Here is a 21,257-nt window from a genome sequence, read left to right as displayed (position 1 = left end):
TTGCGCATCTTTGCATAGCGCTACCGGATCGGGAAACTCGGGCCTTGGTCAGCGGCTGGCGATGCCTTCAACCTGCTTGAGCCAGGCGTCCCGCTGCCGTGAACTGGAGCCCAGTAATGGCCCGAACATCAGCGTGTTCAGCGGTTTGATACCGCAGAAGTGCAACGTGTTTTTGCGCACCTGATGAACGCCAGGCATACGATAGACCCACCGGTAGTACCAGGGTGGCGTGTCCATCGTTACCAGCAGATGCGCCGTTCGGCCTTTCAGCAGTTGCTCAGGGAAGGCTTTACCTGGCCGGTACTGAAAAGCGTAACCGGGCAGGAAGACCCGGTCGAAAAAACCTTTCATCAAGGCCGGAATACCGCCCCACCAAATGGGGTAGATAAATACCAGGTGTTCGGCCCAGGTGATGTCTGCCTGGGCCTTGATCAGGTCGGGTTCCAGTGGCTGAGGCATCCTGTAACCTGCGCGCAGCAATGGGTCGAAGTTTAAGGAATCAAGTCGTAAAACCCGTACATCATGGCCGGCACTTCTGGCTGCCTCGACATAACAGCCGGTCAGCGCCCCGCAGAAACTCTCGCCTGAAGGATGCCCCAATATCACAAGAATGCGCTGGCTCATCATCACTTCTTCCTGAACATGAAGCCCTCAGGGTAAAGCCTGCCCCTAACAGGAGAGTCAATCGCCCAGTGCTACCGGAATGCCTGCGCCGATGACTGGTGCGCAGGGTAAAACGAACGTCTCCGCGACTCAGACGCCACAGTTCTGAAACCATTACTAAGTCCCTATCAGCCAATCAAGCAAAGGCATCCTGGCGAGCGTTCCATGTTTTGAACCGCCGATCTTATGATCGGGTGAACTTGAAACCTGCTGTTGGCGATAGTTCGCTTCCGGCCAGCAATGGCCTTTCAGCCCAGGTCTTCTTTTCGTCCCGCAGTGGGAAGGGCACAGGTTCTGATAGATTGGCAGACATTACGACCTGTCCGAGAACCGTGATCAATGAGAGTTATCCGTAGCAAAGACTTCACCGCCACTCGTGCTTGGGGGGCTGACGATATAGCTAACATGGATGGAACCACCGTGCGCCTCCACTGGACCGATCAGCCCTACAAGTGGCATGTCAACGACGGTGAGGAAGTGTTTGCCGTCCTCGATGGCAGCGTAGATATGCATTATCGCGAGTCAGGGGTCGAGCGCGTCGTGACCCTGGAGGTGGGTGACGTGTTTTTCGCAGGCGTTGGATGTGAGCATGTTGCGCATCCTCGCGGAGAAGCACGGATTCTGGTTATCGAACGTGAGGGCAGCGTTTGAGTTGACTACGCTATCGCTCAGAGCCAGGGTGACCATTGCGCATAAGGTGGTTTTCGTCGAGGTCCGTTGGCAGCAACCGCCCACCTGAACGTCATGCGTTGTTCCGAATCATAAAAATACTTCAGCCATGCTCCTCAAGGTGCCTTATGAGTTTGATACCCGAACTGAACAGCGAAGCTAATGTACTGATAGGTGGAGCCAGCCGAGGTATCGGTTTGGCGCTGTGCGCTGCCTTGCTTGCTCGCGATGACGTGGCTCAGGTGTGGGCCGTCGCGCGAAAAGCCAGCACCTCCACAGAGCTGGCAAAGCTTGCAGAACAATACGGCCAACGCCTGAAAAGAGTCGACTGCGACGCGCGCAATGAGCAATCCCTCGAAGCGCTGGTGAGCGAGACGCTTCAAGGATGCGGTCATCTGAATCTGGTCATCAGCACGCTAGGCATTCTTCATCAGGACGGCGCAAAAGCAGAAAAGGGCCTGGCACAACTGACGCTGGCGAGCCTGCAAGCGAGCTTTGCGACCAATACCTTTGCTCCGATCCTGTTGCTTAAACACCTACTCCCGTTGTTGCGCAAACAACCTTCCACCTTCGCGGCGCTCTCCGCGAGGGTAGGCTCTATTGGCGATAACCGATTGGGTGGCTGGTACAGCTACAGAGCCAGCAAAGCGGCGCTCAACCAGTTGCTGCACACGGCCAGTATCGAATTGAAACGCCTGAATCCTGCCTCCACTGTGCTGGCAATACACCCAGGCACGACGGACACGGAACTGTCTCAGCCATTCCAGGCGAACGTGCCTGATGGGCAACTATTCGAACCGGCTTTTTCGGCGGAACGCATTCTTGGGTTGGTGGGCGCACATGGGCCGGCCGACAGCGGGACTTTCTGGGACTGGGACGACAAACCTATTGTCTGGTGACTTGTTTCACTCGCGTAAACAAGTTAGCCATGAGCCCGGTCTGTTCTGTCTGATCTTCGCTCGCCGACTTTTCGTACAGAGCTAACACTTTACTGAGTAGACGCTTTGGGCAGCGAAATGTCGGCAGTTGGGTCAACGCTGCATCAGCGGCAACAATCAGACCCTTGATAGCAAATTCGCCGGTGCCGACAGCGAAAGCGCCCACGGCCATGGCCATGGCCGCTTCCATTTTGGCGGGGCCGATGCTACGCAGCGGCAAGTCCAAACCGCGTGTGGCACGAGCGTTCCCCATCGCCTTTCAGATCCGTCTTATTCAAGTCCCCGCTTGCCACACCTACTATTGGTGTGATGAAACTCAAACATTTCCTGCAACCGCTCGACTCTTCCTTTTCGACGCCCAAGGCGGCTCGCAAGTTGTTGCGCCTGTTCGCCCTGACGTTGGTGCTGGGCGTTTACGTGGGCGCCTACAGCTATCTGCGCGCGGCGTTTAATGAGGAAATTTCGCTGCGACGTAGTTACATGAATGAGGCAATTTCCGATGCGCAAAGTTTTTTCGTCAGCCGCCAAACGCTGTTAAAAAGCCTCGGCCTGTCGACGGTGCGGCATGTCACGCCACCGGTCGGCAACCTCAATAACGTGCCGTCCGAAGAGGTGCACATCACCCTGGGCGAGCCGGGCAATCTCTGGAGCCTATGGCTGACCAAGCGTTTGCTCGATTACCTGGACGCCAACCAGGTCAACCTGATCTACGTTGCTCAGCGTGCCGAGCCAGTGGTGGAGCGCCTGTTCAGCGTGAGTGCGCAGTCGGAAAAAGTGCCGGAGCCGGTGTTGCAGCGGTTGATGGCGGTGGACACCGGCAAGGTCTCGGTCAGCGATGAGTTGTGGCTGACCGAACAGAGCCGCCTGGATTCGCCACTGTACATCTTCACCCGCCTCGACGACCGCAGCCCGACTTCTGGTTGGCTCGGATTGGAAGTCGATGGCCCGGACCTGATCAACGCCCTGCAACATGAAAAAGCCGGCGATTTCATGTTGCTCGACAGCGCCGGTCAGCTGATTTTCAGCAGCATGCCGCGTCAACCGGCGGCGGCGCACGCGCTGCGCCAGTATCACTCCATCGCCAGTTTCGGCTGGGAGGGCAGCCGCTGGTTGCCGGACCGCCTGGCCATTCGTAAGCACCTGGGCTATTCCCAGTGGCAGATCGTTTATAGCCTGGAGCTGCGTTCTTTGTTGCCGAGCCTGGCAATGCCGTTGCTGGTATGCCTGCTGCTGTGCGTCTTGGCGAGCCTGTTGATTGTGCGGCTGGTACGGCGCATCGACCAACGCCTGATTATCCCTGCGGCCCACCGCATCGAAGCACTGGTAGAGAGTGAGGCTTTCAGCAGCGCGGTGATTCGCATCGCACCGGTGGCCTTGTGTGTACTGCGCCGCAGCGACGGCGAAGTGGTGTTGGAAAACCCCTTGTCGCGCCAATGGCTGGGCAACGGGCATGAGCGCGAGCAACTGTGCCACGGCTGGATTCGCCGTGCCTTCCATGAACACGATCAAAGCAGCACCGACGAGCTGCAAATGGAAGACGGCCGCCACTTGTACCTGAGTTTTGCGCCCACTCGTTACCAGCGTGAAGAGGTGCTGATTTGCGCCTTCAGCGACATCACCGAGCGCAAACAGGTGGAGTTGGCGTTGCAGCAGGCAAGCACCCTGGCGGACGCTGCGAATGAGGCCAAGACCCTGTTCTTGGCGACCATGAGCCATGAAATCCGCACGCCGCTGTATGGCGTGCTCGGCACCCTGGAATTGCTCGCGCGCACCGATCTCAATAACCAGCAGCGCGGTTACTTAAACGCGATCGAAGGCTCCTCGGAGAATTTGCTGCAAATGATCTGCGACGTGCTGGACGTGTCGAAAATCGAGGCAGGGCAACTGTCTCTCGAATTCAGCACGTTCTCGCCGATCGAATTGGTGCAAGAAGTCATCCAGGGCTATGCGGGTGCCGCGCAGAGTAAGGGCCTGCAGTTGTTCGCCTGCCTCGACCCGCAGTTGCCCGATCGCGTGCGCGGCGATGTGACACGCATCCGCCAGATCTTGAATAACCTGCTGAACAACGCGCTCAAGTTCACCGAGAGCGGCCGGATTGTGTTGCGCCTGCGCCTGGAAAGCCGTGAGGGGGAACGCACGATGTTGCAGTGGCAGGTGGTCGACACCGGCAAGGGCATTGCCCAGGAAGATCAGCAGTACCTGTTCGAGCCGTTCTTCCAGGCCAGCGGCAATGCCAATGTGGTCGCCGGCAGCGGGTTGGGTTTGTCGATCTGCAAGCGCCTGATGCATTTGATGAACGGCACCTTGCGCGTGGTCAGCGAGCCGGGCCTGGGCAGCAGTTTTGCCTTTACCCTGCCGCTCGAGCAGGTCAGCGACGACGGCCAGCCGGCATGGGCGCAACCGCTTCTGGGCGGGCGGGTATATGTGGTGTCGCCAGTGCGTGAGCTGGCGGAAAGTGTCGGCGGCTGGTTGCGCCGCTGGGGCGCGCGGGCGCAACTGGGTGCGCCGGAGTCCGCCGAGGCCGACCCCGGTGCAGTGCTGGTCGAGCTGTATCCCGGCCCGACTGAGCCCGGCCAGTTGTTGCAGTGGTCCGGGCCACGGGTGATGGCCTCCGTCGATCAACAGGGCGCGTATCCCTGGCAGATCGGCCTGAACAACTTGCAGGCTCTCAACCGTGCGGTCAGCCGCGCCCAGGGCGACGAAGAATTGCTGACGCCGAGGGTAAGCGAAAAACCCACCGAGTTCAGCCTCAACCTGCGTCTGCTGGTGGCCGAGGACAACCTGATCAACCAACTGATCCTGCGCGACCAGCTGGAAGAACTCGGCTGCAGTGTCGTGCTGGCCGGCGATGGCATTGAAGCGCTTTCGCTGTGGGGCGACACCGCGTTCGACATGATCCTCACCGACGTCAACATGCCGCGCATGAATGGTTACGAACTCACCGAACAACTGCGCGGCCTGGGCTGCTCGCTGCCGATCATCGGTGCCACCGCCAACGCGATGCTCGACGAAGCCGAGCGCTGCCTGAACGCGGGCATGGATCATTGCCTGGTTAAACCGTTCACCCTGCGTGCCCTCTATCAGTGCTTGCATCGCTATCAGAGGAGGGTGCTTTGAGCGCCTATCGTGTACTCATCGTAGAGGACCATCCCTTTCAGCATGAGTACCTGATTAACCTCTTCCAGGCAATCGGCGGCTTTGACGTCGACGTGGTCTGGGATGGCGCCGCTGCGTTGCAACGCCTGGCCCGCCAGCGCTACGACCTGTTACTCAGTGACTTGATGATGCCGGGGATGGACGGCGTGCAGCTGATCCAGCACCTGGCGCAGATGCCGGCACCGCCCGTGTTGGCACTGATGAGCGTGGCGTCGCGGCGCATGCTGGTGGGCGCCGGGCAGGTGGCCGGGAACCTCGGCCTGACGGTCGCCGGGCTGATCTCCAAACCGCTACGCGAACCCCAGGTGCGCACCCTGCGCGACTACCTCGACAAACTCGCCGAGCAAGCACGCACGCCATGTTGCCACCGGGCCGTCAGCCACGCCCCGGATAACCTGGTGCGCGCTTTGGCCAACGGTGAGATCCAGGCCTGGTTCCAGCCGAAAAAATCCCTGCACGACGGGCGCATCGTCGGCGCCGAAGCCCTGGCGCGCTGGGTGCACCCGGTGGAAGGCTTGTTGATGCCCGGCGCATTCCTCGGGGATATTGAGCGTCTGAGCCTGGAAACCCAGCTGTTGACCTGCATCCTTGGCCAGGCCCTCAGCGCCCAGGCCCAGTGGGCGCAGCTGGGCTATCGGCTGGCGGTGTCGATTAACCTGCCCACGCACTTGCTTGACCAGTGCGACCTGGTCGACCGCCTGCTCGCCGAGGTGCGAAGCCGCGACGCCGCACCTCGGCAAATCACCTTTGAATTGATGGAAAGCTCCACCACACAACGGCCCAGTAACTACTACGCTGGAGCATGTCGCTTGCGCATGATGGGCTTCGGGCTGGCGCAGGATGATTTTGGCAAGGGGTTCAGTTCCTACTTCAACCTGGTGTCGACGCCGTTCAACGAGGTCAAGATTGACCGTTCACTGGTGCATGGCTGTGCCGAGAACGAACACCTGGCGTCGGCCTTGCAGAGCATTGTCGAACTGGGCCGCAAGCTCGGGCTGACCACCATCGCCGAGGGCGCCGAGACCCAGGCAGAGCTGGCGGTATTGCGGCGTATTCGCTGTGATCAGGCGCAAGGGTTCCTGATTTCCCAGGCCGTGACGGCAGAAAAATTCAGTGCGTTGCTGATAGAGGATGGCCCCGCGCCAGCACTTATGTGAACGACCAGGGTCACACTATCAAGAAGCCCGAAGGAAGGGTCGCCCGGTTCGCTGGGCGTTATTGGCTAATGCCGGGATTTCGCATAGGCCCCACGTCCTGATTCAGGCTTTTTCGGTATTGACCATGAAACATGCAAGTCTGCGCCTGGACAAGCTGGCGCAAAGCTCCCAACGCCTGAACAAAGCCTTGTTGTTGCTCACGGGTATCGCCTTGTTGCTGTCCAGCAGTTGCTACTGGGCGGTGTCGCGATTGCTCGACGCCGAACAGGAAAAGATCGAGTTCCACTTCGCCCGTGTGATGGAGATCATCCATGAACACGAGGGGTTCCTGCGCAACGTGGCGAGCGGCTACAACCGCAGTAACGCGCCGCCCCTGCCGGCGGTGCAGTCTACCTCGGTGGAGGAGTTGCAGCGCGAGGCCGGTCAGGTGCTGCTGCAGGCCAAGGGGTTTGCCCTGTCGCTGCCGTTTACGTTGTCCCACACCGAGACGTTTGCGGCGCAGGACACGCAGCGAGCGCTGGCGTTTGGTGTGCAATTGACCGACTACTATGGCAGTTATTGGGCCGGCTCGTTTTATGCCTCGCCGCAGTTGTTCGTCCTCACCCCCGATAACGTTGCCAGTCTGGCCGTGCCCGGTATCGGGGGTCTGCGTCATTACCCGCCGTTACTGCGTGAGCAGTACCACGAGATAGTGAGCCGCTTATATCAGTTACAACAAACCCAGAGTCTGTTGTTCAGTGACAGCCGTGTGCGCTGGATGCGCGCGCCGTTAAAGCTGTTTCGCAACAGCCGCAGCATCGTCGCCATGATCGGCCTCGACGTTGCCGCCGCTGTACTGCCGGCCAATCAATCCCAAGGCCCGTTGACGCTGGCGGCGGTGGTGGATACGGCTCAGGTCGATGAGTTCGAGCGGGTGCTGCAACGGTCGGTTTATAACCAGTTCACGCTGATTACGCCTCAGGGCGATGTGCTGCTCGGCAACCTCGGCGATGAACACATGGCACCCCTGGGCTTGAGTTTCAATCGCCAGGGCTTGCGCTTCAGGATGCTCAGCGAGGGCGGCGAACACTGGACCGGTTTGTATGCGATCAGCTATCAGGATTTTCTGCGCTACGCCAAATGGCCGCTGCTCGGCCTGGGCCTGACGTTCCTGGCGGCCGTGCTACTGGGCTGGTGGATCAACCATTGGTACAAGACCCGCATCGTCATTCCGGCGCAGCGCGCCCAGGAGCGTTTGTTCGAGAGCGAGGCGTTCAATCGCATCATGCTGCACAACGCCCCGGTGGGCTTGTGCGTGGTGCGCCGCAGCGATCATCAATTGCTCCTGGAAAACCAGCGTGCTGTGCAACTGCGCGGCACCGTACCGCTACTCGACGTGCTCAAAGCCAACGATCGCCGGGACATCCCCGGCGAGATGTGCCTGGCGGTAGAGGGGCGTTACTTGCAGGTCGTGGTGGTGGCAGCGCGCTACGAAGGCGAGGACGTGTTCCTCTGCGGCTGCAATGACATCACTCGGCATGTAGACGAAGCGCAGTTGCTGAACCTGGCGCGCCAGAAAGCCACCGAAGCCAACGAAGCCAAGACCGTGTTCCTGGCAACCATGAGCCATGAAATCCGCACCCCGTTGTACGGCGTGCTCGGCAACCTGGAACTGATGGCGCTGACCGACATGACTGAGCGCCAGCGTCACTACCTGGACATTATCCAGGGCTCGTCCACGGTACTGTTCCAGTTGATCAGCAACGTGCTGGATGTGTCGAAAATCGAGTCCGGGCAAATGGCCGTGGAATCGGCGCCGTTTAACCCGAGCCAGTTGGTGGAAGAGTCGGTGCTGGCATTCAGCGCGACTGCGCGCAACAAAGGCTTGGATATTGATGCCGAAATCGACCCGCAGTTGCCGGCCCAACTGCTCGGTGATGCCGGGCGCATCCGGCAGATTCTGCATAACTTGCTGGGCAACGCGATCAAGTTCACCGATTCGGGGCGCGTGCGTTTGCGCCTGATTGTGCAACGCCTGCTTGAGGATGAAGTGACCCTGCAGTGGCAGGTCACGGACACCGGCGTGGGCATTCCGGAAAAAGCGTTGGAGCAGTTGTTCAAGCCGTTTTATCAAGTGGCGAGCGGCCAGGACGGCAACGGTGCCGGTCTGGGCTTGTCGATCTGCTTGCGCTTGAGTGAGCTGATGGGCGGCAGCATGCGCGTGGTGAGTGAGCCTGGGCTGGGCAGCAGCTTTTCGCTGTTCATCACCTTGCCGGTGCACCCGGAAACGCCGGACCTGGCTGCTCAACCGTTCATGCCGCTGTGCCCGGACGCACCGTGTCTGAACGTGCGCGTGCTGGTGGCCGAAGACAACCCGGTCAGCCAGGCCGTGCTGCAAGAGCAGCTCGAAGCCCTCGGCGCCCACCCGACCATGGCGCGAGACGGCGAGCACGCCCTGCAGATCTGGGGCTCGCAGCCGTTTGATCTGGTGATCACCGACATTAATATGCCGCGCCTCAATGGCTACGACCTTGCCCGCGCATTGCGTGAACAAGGCGTGCAAGTACCGATTATCGGAGTGACCGCCAATGCCTTGCGCGAGGAGGGCGAGCGCTGCCTTGCGGTGGGTATGAACGCGTGGGTGGTCAAGCCGCTGAGCCTGAGCATGTTGCGCCAGGCGTTGATGGCGCACTGTCGGCGCGCGACAGCCCTGTCGGTGCCGCAACCGCAGCGCGACCGCGAAGGCATGATCGAACTTTCCCCGACCATGCGCCAATTGATGGCCGACACCTTGCTGGCCGACGTTCAGCAGCTCGAGCAAGGCCTGGCGAGTGATGATTCAACCCTGGTCCGCCAGCGCTTGCACAGCCTTAACGGTGCGCTGGCCAGTGTGGGTGCCAAGGAACTGTCGAGCGCGTGTCAGGCATGGGAAAACACCCTCCACGATGTCCCGCTGGACAGCCATGCCACCACGCAGATCCGTGCGTTGTGCGCGCGCTTGACGGCCGTCGCGCAGTGCCTGCTGTCAGAGTCATCCACCTTATGAACGCCCCCTATAAGAGAGCTGAACCATGCGAGACATGAACGTCGTCATAGCCGATGACCATCCCATCGTGTTGGTGGGCGTGCGCGAAATTGTGCAGCGCGATGCCCGCTACCGCCTGGTGGGCGAGGCGGTCAGTTCGACGCAGTTGATCGAGCAGTTGCGCAGCCATCGACCGCACGTGCTGATCACCGATTTCAACATGCCCGGCGATGACACTTATGGCGATGGCCTGAAGCTGATCGAGTACATCCTGCGCCACTTCCCCGAGACCCAGGTGCTGGTGCTGACCATGATCTCCAACAGCCTTATCCTCACGCGCTTGCAGGAGTTGGGCGTGGCGGGGGTTATTCAGAAGAACCACCTGCATGGCGAAATCGAAAAAGCACTAGGCGCCATCAGTGCCCAGCGCAGTTACCGGGCACCGGAACAGGTGGCCACCTCGGTAGTGGCTAACGCGTCGCAGGTTCAGGAGCGGTTCCAGAGCCTGTCACCGCGCGAACTGGAGGTGGTGCGTTTGTTTGTCACCGGCATGAGCGTCAGCGACATTGCTCGGCAATTGAGCCGCAGCATTAAGACCGTCAGCGCACAGAAGATCTCGGCCATGCGCAAGCTGGATGCGGACAGTGATCAGGCGCTGCTGACCTATTGCATCGAGGCCCGGCAGTTTCAGTAGATGGCTTAACGGTACGTCATCTGCATCAACAGCGTTGCGCTGTAGCTGCCCGCGTCGGGCAGTTCGCCCACGGTCACCGGCTTGACTCGCAGGGTCAGTTCCAACGGTTCTTTTTCCACCGTCCAGTTGCTGGTTTCTCCCAGACTGAAATCAGCCTTCGCGCTTTTATTCAGCAGCCCCAGGCGCAGTCCCAGACCCACGCGATTGGTGAGCAGGGTCTGCTTGTCAGCGCTGCCCGACCCCGCTGAAAACGTCAGGCTCACCTGGCTGTCAGCCTGGCAATCGAAGATCAGCGGTACGTCGGTGGCGGCTACGCTGTCATCGACCAACTGGTTGATGTTGGCGTCACCCAGTTTCAACTGTTGCGAATCAGGAAAGCGCGCGGTGCAGGGCGGCGCGATCAGCTTGCCGCTGACATCGATCTTCGCCTCATCCGCCGGTTGCGCAAACGCCGTGCCGGTCACCGCCAGCAGTATCCAGATAAGCGCTTTCATAGGTAGTTGATGGTCATGACTATCGACGAGGTGAACGCGCCCGGCGTCAGGGTGCCTTGTGCGATCAGTTTCGCCTTGAGGCTGATGTCGACGTTGCCGCTCAGGTTGCTGTAGGCCTTGGCGGTGCCTTTGAGGTTGGCCACCGTATTGTCTGCCCACAACAGCGAAACGCCGAGGTTGTTGGCCGTGGTCTTGGCCACGGTGTCGGTGTACGTACCTTTGCTGGAAGTGAAGCTTACGTTCAGCGATGAGCCAGCCGGGCAAGTCATTTTCACGGGAACCGCTACGGTATCGGTGGTGGCGACCTGGTCGGTGCGCACATTGCCGAACGCTGCTGTGAGGGAGGCGCCAGACGTCAGTACGCAGGGCGGCCGGGTGAGGGTGCCGCTTACGGTGATATTCACGGTGTCGGCGGCCTGGGCGGCAGTGCCGAGCAGTACCAGGGCGAGCAATGACGTTTTCATGAAAGCCTCATTGGTAATTGATGTTCAGGGTGTATTGGCTCTGGAACGCACCGGCAGGCGATTTCCCTGCCTCCAGTTGCGGCTTGAAACTCAAATTCACGCTGTTGCTGCCGGCCCTCAGTTGCATCGCGCGCGGGCTGGTAAAAATCACCGGGTTGCCGGTGTCGGTCCAGATAGCCTGCATGTTCAGCCCCGCAAGCGTGGTGCGTGACACACCGGTATTGGCGCTGACCACTGCCTGGCTCGGCGTCAAGGTCACGTTGGCGCGCATCGACGACGGGCAGGTGAGTGAGACGCTTGTCGACTGCGACACGGCGTTGAGATTGGCGCTGTTGATAGTGCCGAATTTCAAATTGACCGCACTGGGTGAGCTCAATGTGCAACTGACTGCGCGGACGTTGTAAGTGAATGGCCACTCATGGATCCATTCCGCATAGGCCTGCCAACCACCGGTAGAGGTCACGCCAAGTTTCACTCTCGCGGTGCGCCGGCCCGGCGTACTCGGGGCGGTTCCCACTACGTAGTACACGTAAGAAACCGAGCGTCCGGCGAGTATGGGCGCGCAAGTCCCGCCCAGGCACGAGGCTCCCCAACTGCCCAGCGGCAGTTGAAGCATATAGGTGTTGCTATAGGGGTCCAGGACCTGCAAGTTAGCCGGGGCCGCTCCGGAAATCGCGGTGATTTCCAAATTGGTACCTGCGCCAGACGGGTAGGTACGTACCGCTGTGCAGGTACCGCTGAATGGGACTTTCATCTCGGCTCCGGCCGCGAATTCGTAACCGTTGGATGGATAGCCCGAGAGAGAGCAATTTATGCTTCCACTGATAAAGGCCTGTGCTTGAGGCGACAGCCAACCCAGTACCACCAGTGTCATGAGCTTTAGCAAGCAGTTTCCAGGCTTGACTTTCATGATCATTAGTTACGAATCCTTGGCACCCGACCCACCGGCCGCGCGCTCACATTGAATGTTCAGTTGTGTAATCCCGCCCTCGGCAGGCCCTTTATCGTCCAGTTTCAATTCGCGGCTGCACCACGGCTGGTTATCCACGCTGATCAACAGGCGTGACTGCGCGGGTACACCGCTCAGGTACGCACGGCCCTTGTCGGCCACCAGTGTGCTACCCAAAGAGCGCCCATCCGCGGTGAACAGCTCGGCCTTGGCGGCAAACGGTGCCGCTTCGCCGCGTGCATCGATGATGCGAAACAGAATGCGTTGGCCTTTGCGGGTCTCGAAGTCCGCCAGCACGAAGGCACCGCGATTAGGTGTGACCTCTTGCACCAGTTGGGTGATGTCGACGTCAGCCGGCATCGACTGGGTGTCCAGCGACATACGGTTCTTGCGGTAGGGCAGGGCAGACGGCACCACCGTGTAGCCATTGGCATTGGTGCGCACCCCCCGCTTGTTGGCGATACCCACGTCTGCGGCGCCGGGTGTGGCCACGATCACGTTGGTTTCACCCAGAGGCTGACTGAAAATCAGATTGCGGTCATAAGCGACCACCGAGCCCTCGATGCCCATGTCCAGTTGCCGGCTACCGGAGGTCTCGTTATAGCCGCCGTGCACGATGGCATTGGGTGCGTCATAGCGCGCGGCAAATGTGCTGCCCATCACGCGGTCATTGGCGTTGACTTGCTGCGACACGCCAGCGCTGTAGGCCAGGGTGTTGTCCTCCAGTGCATTGCCGCTCAACGTCGCTGTGCGCGAGGCCGTGCCCCGCGCGCTCTGGTTCGCGTTGACCGATACACGCTGGTTGCGTGTACCGCCCAGCGGCATGCTGATGCTCAGGGACAGCGTGCGGTCATTGCTGCTGTCCCCTTTGTTAGCGCTCAAGCCGAGTGTGTAGGAAATGTCCCCTACGCTTGCGCTGTAGCCCAGTTGAATTGAGGTGGCGGCACTGCTCTTGTCCCAGTAGTCGGTTTTCGTCACGTTGGTATACACACCGCCGTAGCCGCCCAGTTGCTGGGACACGTTGGCGGTGAAGTTGCTCTTCATATGGCCGCTGCGGTACATCTCCAGTGACTGTTCGTGGGTGCGGCTGTTGAGCGCCTCGTTGAACGAGTAGTAGCCGCCGGTGGAATAGCGATAGCCGATCAGGCTGAAGTTGGTGTCGGTGGCCGCCAGGGCTTTGGAGTAGCGAAAGCGAAACGACTGGCCGCTGGTGGTGGTTTTAGCCGGGCCCATGGCTTCGCTGCGCGCGTGGGTCATGTCCACCGAAATCGCACCGAAACCGGCGAAGTCGTGGGCAAACCCTAGCAGGCCGGCGCTGTACTGATCACTCAGCAGGCTGCCGCCGAACAGCGTGGTGCTGCCGGCCAGGCCGCGACGCAGGGACGCCTGGATAAAATGTGGGGTGTCCTGCTGCGTGGTCGCTTGCGCCGGGCGGTACTGGCCGGCGAATACCGAGTAGCTCTGTTGGCCCTCACGCAGCATGTAGGGCACCGACGAAAACGACTGGGTAAACACCTGGCGCTGGCCATCGGGGCCTTCCACGGTGACTTCAATGTCGCCATTGCTGGCGGTGGGGTACAGATCGGTCAACGCGAACGGCCCCGAGGGCACCCACTGCTCATGGATCACGTAACCGCGCTGGCGGATGATCACCCGCGAGCGGCCGTTGGCGATGCCACGAATCACTGGCGCGAATTGGCGTGCCTGGTCGGGCAGCATGTCCATGTCCGAGGCAATGCCCAGCCCGCGATAGGGTATGGCGTCGAACAGGTCACCTTCGGTGGTGGAGTCGCCCACGGTGGCAATCGCCATCATGTTGCCCATGTTGCGCTGGGCGTAGGTTTCCATCGACTCCCAACGCCCGGTGTCGCCTGTGCCTTTCTGCCAGGTGGAGAAATTGCGCAGCCGCCAGGCTCCGGCGTTTATACCGCTGCGCAGGCTGCCGAACTGGTCCTGGCGGCGGCCGGTGTCGGACTCCACCGTACTCCCGGAAAAGCTGTAGTTGGTGAACGCCACTTGCTCGCCGTCACTCCACTGCCGGCGGCGTACTTCAAACGGGATGCTGCCCAGGTATGCTTGGGGGATCTCAATCGACAGCACCTGGCGGTTGAAGTCGTAGTCGTAGACCATCCCGGCCAGGCCCTGGTCGAACGCGATGCAGGTAGCGTCGGCGTCGCTGCGGTTTTGCAGGGCGGTATCGGCAACCCCCTGGCTACGAAAAAAGTCGGTATCCAGGCACGGGAAAAGCCCGGTGGAGGAACGGTCCGACGTACCGCTGGCGCGAATAAAGCGTACATCGCGCTGCTCGACCGAATGCTCATTGACCAACACGTCTACCCGGTAAATCCCCGGCAACTGGCCTTCGCTCATGGCGCTGACCTGTTGTTTCACGGCGGCCGAACTCTGCCCGCCGCCGATCTCGAGGAACGACGCATCGAACTCGTAGCCAGCCTGTGCAGGGGCCAAATGCAAGGCCAGGGCCGCCGCGAGCGGGCAGCCGAAAGCCTTCATGGCGCAACGGCGCATGAATGGGAGTGAACGGGGCATGGGTGTTCCTGAAATGGCGTTTCGGGGTTGGCGCTTGGGTATCAGTGAAGGCGGACGGCGGGGGCGGTCACGACGCTGCCGTAGTCATCGATGTAGCTCATTTGCACTTCATCACCGGGCTTGGCCTGGATCGCCAGTTCCTGCTGTTGGCCGGGGCGCAGCACATCCGGTGCCTGGGTGATCGGCTGGCCGTTGAGCTTGAGCTCGCTGACCACAACATGGAATTTGGACGTGTTGTTGAACATCAGCGCGCCGGCATTGGCCTTCCAGTTCACTTGCGCCACCGCATCCTTGAGTTCGCCTTTGAGGCCTGCGGGGCGGTAGAACAGCTTGATGGTGGTTTTGAGGGCGATCTGCAGCACGTTCTTGCCTTTCTGGTCGTCACTCATGGCCGGGATCGCTTTGACGTTCATCAAGAACAGGCTTTCACGGTCCTGCGGCACGTCGGCACCACCGGCAAAGATCACACGCAAGATGTTTTCCTTGTTGGCGTCGAGCCGGAACAGCGGCGGGGTGACGATAAAGCTGTCGACGCTTTCTTCACGGGTGCCGCCGAAACGGCTGACCCAGGACTGCACCAGGTAAGGCGAGGTGTCTTCGCGGTTGCTCACATTAAGATTGGCTTCGTTGGAGGCACCGTTGTAGATCAGGCGCGTGGCGCCTACGGTCACGGCGGCGTCCGCCGCTGCGACATGCAAGAGCGGTAATAGCGCGAGCAAAAAATACAGTTTCAAACGCATCAGGGGAGACCTTTAAAAGTTCGTGGGCCGGCGCTGCGGTGCCAGGCCCACGGTGTTGACGACCAGTTACTTGTAGGTAACGTCGAAGCTGGCCAGGGCGTTGACTTGACCGGTACCGATACCTGAGGTGGTCACTGCCTCGTCGCCTGTGCCCGTAGTCACATCGGCGGCGGTGCGCACATAGGCGGCGGTGAAGTTGAAGGTGTTGGACATCGCTCGCAGGTCGTAGTCGGTGGTCGCGGTGTTCAGTGGCACCACGTTTCCGGTACGCGCGTCAGCGATCTGGATGGCGATGCCTGTCACCTGGTTGTCACCGGTCAGGCCCAGCAGGCTGGAGTTGCTGGCATCTTCCTGGCCGCTGAAGGTAATCGCGACATTTTTCTTGGTCGCGGTGCTGCAGTTGTCCAGGCTGATGGAGAACGCTTTCGGCTTGGCGGTGGCACCCACAGTTTTCCCGAAGTCAGCGATGCGAACCGGTTCGAGCGTCACGGACTTGCTCTCGTCGCCGGTTTTGATGGTGCACGCGTTGTCGGTCACGGAACCGGTGAATTGGATCTGCCCGTCCGCCGCCTGTACGGTACCGGCCAGCAGCCAGCAAGCGCCGCATGCGAGAGTGATTTGGCTCAGTTTGTTCAGCATTGCAATGCCCTTTACGAGATGGAAGGTTGTCTGCTTACCCCCCTTGGGTAAGCCAATCCATGGTGCATTGCTTCCTTTTCCAGGCACATAAGACAGATCTTAAAAGCTGGCGAACTAATGGCTCTGCTCGACCGACGAGTCCATGTCAGACGCCTCACTGCCGCATGTAAGGATATTCTGCGCGCCATCTTGGTCCAGGGAGTGTTCTCACTCAGGCTAGCGATATGACAGTAGACACAAGGGATAACATCGGCTGGTAATCCCTGGCCTGTCGCTCGTAACGGAATAAATTCAGGTTGCAGCGCCGTGCTTTGCTGCGTTCGTACCAGCATCCATTTGTGAGCAAGTTTTGCGTCGAGGCTGTGGCTGAGGGTGTTACTGCTGATGCAGAGTTGACCCTGCTGCCGACGTGGCGTTGCCCCATACGTATTCAGCCCAACGTCAGACCTGCTGACACTTTATGAAGTAGAAGCTTGGGTCAGCGAGCTTTCGGCAGAGGGGTCAACGCTGTATCAGCGGCAACAGGCCAGGCTCAGCATCACGTCTTCTGAAAAATTGACTTTTTCAACAGAATCGGCAAACAGCAGACGGATCGTGATCGTTCTACAGCCTCGGCGCTTTGTATCAGCCAGCAGAGCACTAGCGCAGAGAGGAAAAGTACTGGGTAGGCGGTTTACCCAATGCTTTCTTGAACATCGTGATGAATGCATTAACAGAGTCATATCCCAGGATGCCCGCCACACGTTGTACGGAGACCCCCTCTGCCAAATGACTCAGTGCGATCATCAAATGCAAGTGTTGGCGCCAACGTCCGAAGCTCAGCCCCGTCGCACTTTCTACTAGTCTCGCCAGTGTTCGTTCGCTGGTTGCAAGCCGAGTAGCCCACTCGCGCAAAGTGGTTCGGTCGCCGGGTTCTGCAAAAAGCGTATCCGCAATTTTTTTGATCTTGGGATGATCTGATATCGGCAAGTGCAGCTCTTTCAGCGGGGCATCGGAAAGCTGTTCAAGCAGTACTGCAACCAGCCGCGCTGTCTTGCCCTCGGACAGATAAGACGGTTCCTGTTCAGCGAGATGCAGGATCAATTCCCGGACAAGGGGCGTGATGGCAACCGTACAGCATTCATCAGGCATGGCTGCTGCGCTGGGCTCCACGAACAGAAAGCAGGTACGGGCGTTTTCGGTCACTCGGCAACTGTGAGGCGTACCGCCTGGGATCCATACCGCGTGCTGGGGAGGTACAAGCCAGAGTGCGTTTTTCACCTCACAGCTCACTGCACCATGCAAAGACAGGATCAGCTGACCTTTACGATGATCATGCGGGCTGGCACCCAAATGATTGAGTTCGGGCGCAACCTTGAGGGCAATCGCTGCCTGAGCAAAAAGGTCTGAATCGAAATCTTCCGGCGAGGAAACGACATTTTTTGAGCTTGGCATAATTTAGGTATCAGGTGTCTTGATATCTATATTAGACGGTTCTGAAGTTATCTACAGTTGTCTTCTTTTAAGAGGACAGATAAAGAATATGTCAGATACAAAAAACAAGTGGCATGCCATCGCGCTCGTCGTAGGCATTCTGCTTATCGCCGTGAACCTGCGCGCTCCCTTTACCAGCATCGCGCCCGTTTTGCCGCTGATCCAGAATGATTTTGGCTTGAGCGCCTCAGCTCTAGGCCTGCTTACTTCACTGCCATTACTTGCCTTTGCCGCCTTCTCCCCGCTCAGCGCATCGGTCGCCCGCAGGTTCGGAATGGAGCGCACGCTTTTCGGTGCACTGGTGGTCATTTCATCGGGCATCCTGCTCCGTTCCGCAGGCAGCGCATGGGCGTTGTACGCCGGTACGATACTGATAGGTACCGGGATCGCCTTGGGAAACGTGCTGCTGCCCGGCCTGATCAAACGCGACTTCTCGACAAAAATGGCGTCCATGACCGGCGCTTACTCCATCACGATGGGCGCAGCGGGCGCTGTCGGTTCAGCCGCCATAATCCCCCTGACCCAATCATGGGGATGGCCGATTGCTCTGAGTTTGTTGGTCGCAGCCCCTTTGTTGGCGCTGGTGGTGTGGTTGCCGCAGTTGAAAAAACACGATCACGTGAATCTGTCCGGCCCAAAACAATCCTCAACCGTGGCCGTTTGGCGATCGCCACTGGCATGGCAGGTCACACTGTTCATGGGGCTGAACGCGATGCCTTTTTATGTCGCCGTCGGCTGGCTGCCGACCATTCTGATGGACCATGGCATATCTCCCGAGCAAGCAGGCACGGTACACGGCACGCTTCAACTGACCACGGCCATACCCGGCTTGATTCTGGCGGCCACGCTTCGCCGTCTAAAAGACCAGAGACTGGCAGCCGTTACCGTCAGCCTGTTAACCGCCTTGTCCCTGATCGGGCTTATTTATGCGCCCAGCTACGCCATGTTGTGGGCCGCATTCCTGGGCTTTGGCTCTGGCGCCAGCATGATGCTCGGCCTGACGTTCATCGGGTTACGTACAAAGAATGCCGGCGACACGGCGGCACTGTCAGGAATGGCGCAGTGCGTGGGCTACATGATGGCAGCCGCAGGCCCCTTGCTACTGGGCCAACTGCACGACTGGACGGGTGGCTGGACAGCACCGCTATTGATCACAGCAGCAATCTCCATTGCAGGCGCATTCACCGGCATGCTGGCCGGGCGCAACGTTCAACTTGAACCTGCTGAACAATCGTCGCGAACAAGCCCGGCAATCCAGTCAGCGAATGCGCTCACGGCTGGCGAAAGAAAGCGCTGATGCGGGTATAGCAGGTGCACAGGAACCGAAGCCGGCCGCCAGTCTGCAAGCACTTCGACCAGCCGCCCATCTCGCAGATGCCCGGAAACCACGTTCTCAGCGAGTTGCACCAGCCCGAAGCCTTCAAGGCACATTTTGATGTAAAGCCCAGTCTCGTTGACAGCCGCTGTGCCGTTCACCGGGACTGAGATCTTTTCGGTGCCACTGGCGAAGCGCATTTCGCCTGCTTGCCTTGCGCGGCCCGAGAAGTAGTGGATGGCCCGATGGTGAGACAAATCTTGCGGAGTTTGTGGAGTACCGTTTTCTTCGAGATAGGCGACAGACGCACAGGTCACCCAGCGAAATCGGCCGAGTGGGCGCGCAACGAGCGTTGAGTCATCGAGCTCGCCTGTACGAATAACGCAATCGACACCCTCTTGAACCAGATCAACCTGCCGATCGTTGACGCCTATCATCAGGTAGATATCCGGGTAGCGCCTGTAAAAGTCTTGCAGGTTTGGCATGACGATGAAGTGTGCAATGCCCCCCGGCATATCGACACGCAAACGCCCCTGTGGCCGTTTTACGGAATCCGTCAGGCTGGTCTCTGTGTGTTCGATCAGCTCCAATATTTCCCGGCATTGCGCCAGATATTGTGCGCCCTCAGGCGTCAGGCTGACCCGCCGCGTTGTTCTGTTCAGCAGGCGCACCTGTAAGTACTTCTCAAGATTTTTAACGCTGCTGGTGACTGTCGAGGCTGGCAAAGAGAGCGTCTGCGCCGCCTGGATAAAGCTTCCTGCTTCAGCCACACGTACGAAAACCTGCATCGCTTGAATACGGTCCATGACTGTTAGCAGCCTCAAAGCAGTGATCGGGGGACGTCATTACTATTCGTAAATATTGAATAATAAAAACAGTTTAACCATCTTTTTCCCGCAGTATCGCATTGCGTACATTTCTTCCAACGAAATGTGAAGAGGTGTACAGAAAATGGCTGAATATAACCGCAGCATCGTGCAGGCCCCCGCCGCTCCGGCCGCCCGCACCCTTATCCGCGGCGCCACTGTGCTGAGCATGGACGGTGATATCGGCAATCTGGCGCGCGGCGATATCCTTATCGAAGGCAGCACCATCACGGCCATAGGTGAAAACATCGAGGCTGGCGACGCTGTTGTTATCGAGGCATCCGGCATGATTGCCATGCCCGGCATGGTCGATACGCATCGTCACTCCTGGGAGGGCCAACTGCGTCGAATCAATCCGAATGCCGAAACCCTGGAAGACTACTGCAACGCAACGCACTTCTCGTTCGCCAAATACTATCGCCCGGCTGACATGTATATCGGCAATCTGCTGACTGCATTGGGCTGCATCGATGCAGGCATCACCACCGTGGTCGATAACTCGCACAACAGCCGCACCGGCGCGCACTCCGACGCCGCGGTCGAGGCGCTGCTCGATGCTGGTATCCGGTCTGTACACGCCTCCGGTGCGCCAGTTTCCGGTGAGTGGGACAAAGCCCACTGGCCGGGCAACCTGGAGCGACTGCAGGAAAAATATTTCCAAAACGGTGACAACCCGCTGCTCTCGCTGGCGGTGATGGCGCAGCTGGAACCTGAGCTGTGGGCTGAAGCCCGGCGTCTGGGGCTGCCGATCATTACCGAATTTTTTGGCGGGGACATGGCAGCTGAGTTGGAGGGTTTGCATCGCGAGGGCCTGCTGCGCTCCGATAACATCTTCAACCACTGCACCGCGCTGCCGGACGCTGGCTGGAAAATCCTTCGCGAGGCTGGCGTGCGGGTTAACGTATGCCCGCGTTCAGATGCCCACTACGGCATTGAAGATGGAATGTTCGCCATGCAGTCGGCCCAGCGTCACGGCATCAGCCCGGGGCTAAGTGTCGATAACGAAACCTCCTACAGCGGTGACATGTTCATGGAGATGCGGGTGGCGTTTTACCTGCAGCGCGTCATGGGCATGCACCAGCAGCGCTGCTGCGGCGCAGAACATCATCCGGTGACACTGCCCGCTCATGGCCTGCTCAAAGCCGCCACTCTCGACGGCGCCACCTGTGCCGGATTGCAGGACAAAGTCGGCAGCCTGGCCCCCGGCAAACAGGCCGACCTGATCCTTATCAACGCGCAGGACATCAATCTCTACCCGTCAGGCAACGCCTTCGGCACCGTTGTACACGCGGCCGAACGCAGCAATGTCCACACGGTCATGATTGGCGGGCGCATCGTCAAGCGCGGCGGCAAGGTGCTGGGCGTGGACAGCGACAGGCTGCGCGCAGCAATCGACGAATCCCGTGAGCATCTGTTTGCTGCCGCAGGCTACCAGCCGGATATTTTTGCCGAGACATTCATGCCGCTTGAGTCAGCCAGGTAAGGAGGC

Annotated in this window: 18 protein-coding genes; 8 read left to right on the top strand and 10 right to left on the bottom strand. The window is 59.5% G+C overall.

Features of this window, described 5'->3' with window-relative positions:
• Positions 1-48: 48 nt before the first annotated feature.
• Complete coding sequence (locus H8S56_RS15475) at positions 49-627, bottom strand: NAD(P)H-dependent oxidoreductase (RefSeq protein WP_187519121.1); 579 nt, start codon at positions 625-627, stop codon at positions 49-51.
• Between the two features lie 375 nt (positions 628-1,002).
• Between H8S56_RS15475 and H8S56_RS15470 the strand changes: the two genes are divergently transcribed.
• Both H8S56_RS15470 and H8S56_RS15465 read left to right on the top strand, forming a co-directional pair.
• A complete protein-coding gene (locus H8S56_RS15470) occupies positions 1,003-1,314 on the top strand; it encodes a cupin domain-containing protein (RefSeq protein WP_187519120.1) in 312 nt (103 codons plus the stop codon).
• A 146-nt stretch (positions 1,315-1,460) separates the two neighbouring features.
• Positions 1,461-2,231 carry an SDR family NAD(P)-dependent oxidoreductase gene (locus H8S56_RS15465; protein WP_024684889.1) on the top strand — a complete coding sequence of 257 codons (771 nt, stop codon included), beginning with the start codon at positions 1,461-1,463 and terminating at the stop codon, positions 2,229-2,231.
• On the opposite strand, the gene H8S56_RS15460 is transcribed toward H8S56_RS15465, so the two are convergent.
• Positions 2,218-2,448, bottom strand: a complete 231-nt coding sequence (locus H8S56_RS15460) for a hypothetical protein (protein WP_187519119.1) — start codon at positions 2,446-2,448, stop codon at positions 2,218-2,220. The genes H8S56_RS15465 and H8S56_RS15460 overlap by 14 nt on opposite strands.
• A 131-nt stretch (positions 2,449-2,579) precedes the next feature.
• On the opposite strand from H8S56_RS15460, the gene H8S56_RS15455 reads away from it, so the two are divergent.
• From H8S56_RS15455 to H8S56_RS15440, 4 genes are all read left to right on the top strand, one after another.
• Positions 2,580-5,387, top strand: a complete 2,808-nt coding sequence (locus H8S56_RS15455; protein WP_187519118.1) for an ATP-binding protein — start codon at positions 2,580-2,582, stop codon at positions 5,385-5,387.
• On the top strand, positions 5,384-6,583 hold the full coding sequence (locus H8S56_RS15450; RefSeq protein WP_187519117.1) for an EAL domain-containing response regulator: 1,200 nt from the start codon (positions 5,384-5,386) through the stop codon (positions 6,581-6,583). The genes H8S56_RS15455 and H8S56_RS15450 overlap by 4 nt, the downstream gene beginning before the upstream one ends.
• A gap of 124 nt (positions 6,584-6,707) precedes the next feature.
• Complete coding sequence (locus H8S56_RS15445; protein ID WP_187519116.1) at positions 6,708-9,608, top strand: hybrid sensor histidine kinase/response regulator; 2,901 nt, start codon at positions 6,708-6,710, stop codon at positions 9,606-9,608.
• Between the two features lie 25 nt (positions 9,609-9,633).
• Positions 9,634-10,281: a response regulator gene (locus H8S56_RS15440; RefSeq protein ID WP_024688740.1), complete on the top strand. Its 648-nt coding sequence runs from the start codon at positions 9,634-9,636 to the stop codon at positions 10,279-10,281.
• Between the two features lie 5 nt (positions 10,282-10,286).
• Here H8S56_RS15440 and H8S56_RS15435 read toward each other — a convergent pair whose 3' ends face one another.
• The 7 genes from H8S56_RS15435 to H8S56_RS15405 all read right to left on the bottom strand — a co-directional run bounded on the left by H8S56_RS15435 (position 10,287) and on the right by H8S56_RS15405 (position 17,548).
• A complete protein-coding gene (locus tag H8S56_RS15435) occupies positions 10,287-10,775 on the bottom strand; it encodes a fimbrial protein (protein ID WP_187519115.1) in 489 nt (162 codons plus the stop codon).
• Complete coding sequence (locus H8S56_RS15430) at positions 10,772-11,239, bottom strand: fimbrial protein (RefSeq protein ID WP_024688738.1); 468 nt, start codon at positions 11,237-11,239, stop codon at positions 10,772-10,774. Before H8S56_RS15430 ends, H8S56_RS15435 begins: the two co-directional genes overlap by 4 nt.
• Positions 11,240-11,246: 7 nt before the next feature.
• Positions 11,247-12,155: a fimbrial protein gene (locus H8S56_RS15425; protein WP_235986798.1), complete on the bottom strand. Its 909-nt coding sequence runs from the start codon at positions 12,153-12,155 to the stop codon at positions 11,247-11,249.
• Between the two features lie 3 nt (positions 12,156-12,158).
• Complete coding sequence (locus H8S56_RS15420) at positions 12,159-14,735, bottom strand: fimbria/pilus outer membrane usher protein (RefSeq protein WP_187519114.1); 2,577 nt, start codon at positions 14,733-14,735, stop codon at positions 12,159-12,161.
• Between the two features lie 41 nt (positions 14,736-14,776).
• A complete protein-coding gene (locus tag H8S56_RS15415; protein WP_187519113.1) occupies positions 14,777-15,475 on the bottom strand; it encodes a fimbrial biogenesis chaperone in 699 nt (232 codons plus the stop codon).
• 66 nt (positions 15,476-15,541) lie between these two features.
• Positions 15,542-16,114 (bottom strand): fimbrial protein, encoded by a 573-nt coding sequence (locus H8S56_RS15410; RefSeq protein WP_024688734.1) that lies wholly within the window; start codon positions 16,112-16,114, stop codon positions 15,542-15,544.
• Between the two features lie 639 nt (positions 16,115-16,753).
• The gene (locus H8S56_RS15405; RefSeq protein WP_187519112.1) at positions 16,754-17,548 is read right to left on the bottom strand and encodes an AraC family transcriptional regulator; all 795 of its coding nucleotides are present in this window, start codon (positions 17,546-17,548) and stop codon (positions 16,754-16,756) included.
• An 88-nt stretch (positions 17,549-17,636) separates the two neighbouring features.
• Between H8S56_RS15405 and H8S56_RS15400 the strand changes: the two genes are divergently transcribed.
• Positions 17,637-18,884, top strand: coding sequence for an MFS transporter (locus H8S56_RS15400; RefSeq protein WP_187519111.1), 1,248 nt, complete (start codon positions 17,637-17,639; stop codon positions 18,882-18,884).
• On the opposite strand, the gene H8S56_RS15395 is transcribed toward H8S56_RS15400, so the two are convergent.
• Positions 18,797-19,708, bottom strand: a complete 912-nt coding sequence (locus H8S56_RS15395; RefSeq protein WP_187519110.1) for a LysR family transcriptional regulator — start codon at positions 19,706-19,708, stop codon at positions 18,797-18,799. The genes H8S56_RS15400 and H8S56_RS15395 overlap by 88 nt on opposite strands.
• Before the next feature lie 145 nt (positions 19,709-19,853).
• Here H8S56_RS15395 and H8S56_RS15390 point away from each other — a divergent pair, with 145 nt between their 5' ends.
• Complete coding sequence (locus tag H8S56_RS15390; RefSeq protein ID WP_187519109.1) at positions 19,854-21,251, top strand: amidohydrolase family protein; 1,398 nt, start codon at positions 19,854-19,856, stop codon at positions 21,249-21,251.
• Positions 21,252-21,257: the final 6 nt, after the last annotated feature.

It is taken from the genome of Pseudomonas triticifolii, from assembly GCF_014358015.1.
In the GTDB taxonomy this organism is placed as follows: Bacteria; Pseudomonadota; Gammaproteobacteria; order Pseudomonadales; family Pseudomonadaceae; genus Aquipseudomonas; species Aquipseudomonas triticifolii.
Note: the sequence above shows the minus strand (reverse complement) of the source record. Positions and strands in the feature narration are given on the sequence as shown.

Bases quoted from the DNA above. Each gene is read 5' to 3' on its own strand.
- H8S56_RS15475 (WP_187519121.1), bottom strand. From the start codon at position 627: ATGATGAGCCAGCGCATTCTTGTGATATTGGGGCATCCTTCAGGCGAG.
- H8S56_RS15470 (WP_187519120.1), top strand. From the start codon at position 1,003: ATGAGAGTTATCCGTAGCAAAGACTTCACCGCCACTCGTGCTTGGGGG.
- H8S56_RS15465 (WP_024684889.1), top strand. From the start codon at position 1,461: ATGAGTTTGATACCCGAACTGAACAGCGAAGCTAATGTACTGATAGGT.
- H8S56_RS15460 (WP_187519119.1), bottom strand. From the start codon at position 2,448: ATGGCCATGGCCGTGGGCGCTTTCGCTGTCGGCACCGGCGAATTTGCT.
- H8S56_RS15455 (WP_187519118.1), top strand. From the start codon at position 2,580: ATGAAACTCAAACATTTCCTGCAACCGCTCGACTCTTCCTTTTCGACG.
- H8S56_RS15445 (WP_187519116.1), top strand. From the start codon at position 6,708: ATGAAACATGCAAGTCTGCGCCTGGACAAGCTGGCGCAAAGCTCCCAA.
- H8S56_RS15440 (WP_024688740.1), top strand. From the start codon at position 9,634: ATGCGAGACATGAACGTCGTCATAGCCGATGACCATCCCATCGTGTTG.
- H8S56_RS15435 (WP_187519115.1), bottom strand. From the start codon at position 10,775: ATGAAAGCGCTTATCTGGATACTGCTGGCGGTGACCGGCACGGCGTTT.
- H8S56_RS15430 (WP_024688738.1), bottom strand. From the start codon at position 11,239: ATGAAAACGTCATTGCTCGCCCTGGTACTGCTCGGCACTGCCGCCCAG.
- H8S56_RS15425 (WP_235986798.1), bottom strand. From the start codon at position 12,155: ATGATCATGAAAGTCAAGCCTGGAAACTGCTTGCTAAAGCTCATGACA.
- H8S56_RS15420 (WP_187519114.1), bottom strand. From the start codon at position 14,735: ATGCCCCGTTCACTCCCATTCATGCGCCGTTGCGCCATGAAGGCTTTC.
- H8S56_RS15415 (WP_187519113.1), bottom strand. From the start codon at position 15,475: ATGCGTTTGAAACTGTATTTTTTGCTCGCGCTATTACCGCTCTTGCAT.
- H8S56_RS15410 (WP_024688734.1), bottom strand. From the start codon at position 16,114: ATGCTGAACAAACTGAGCCAAATCACTCTCGCATGCGGCGCTTGCTGG.
- H8S56_RS15405 (WP_187519112.1), bottom strand. From the start codon at position 17,548: ATGCCAAGCTCAAAAAATGTCGTTTCCTCGCCGGAAGATTTCGATTCA.
- H8S56_RS15400 (WP_187519111.1), top strand. From the start codon at position 17,637: ATGTCAGATACAAAAAACAAGTGGCATGCCATCGCGCTCGTCGTAGGC.
- H8S56_RS15395 (WP_187519110.1), bottom strand. From the start codon at position 19,708: ATGGACCGTATTCAAGCGATGCAGGTTTTCGTACGTGTGGCTGAAGCA.
- H8S56_RS15390 (WP_187519109.1), top strand. From the start codon at position 19,854: ATGGCTGAATATAACCGCAGCATCGTGCAGGCCCCCGCCGCTCCGGCC.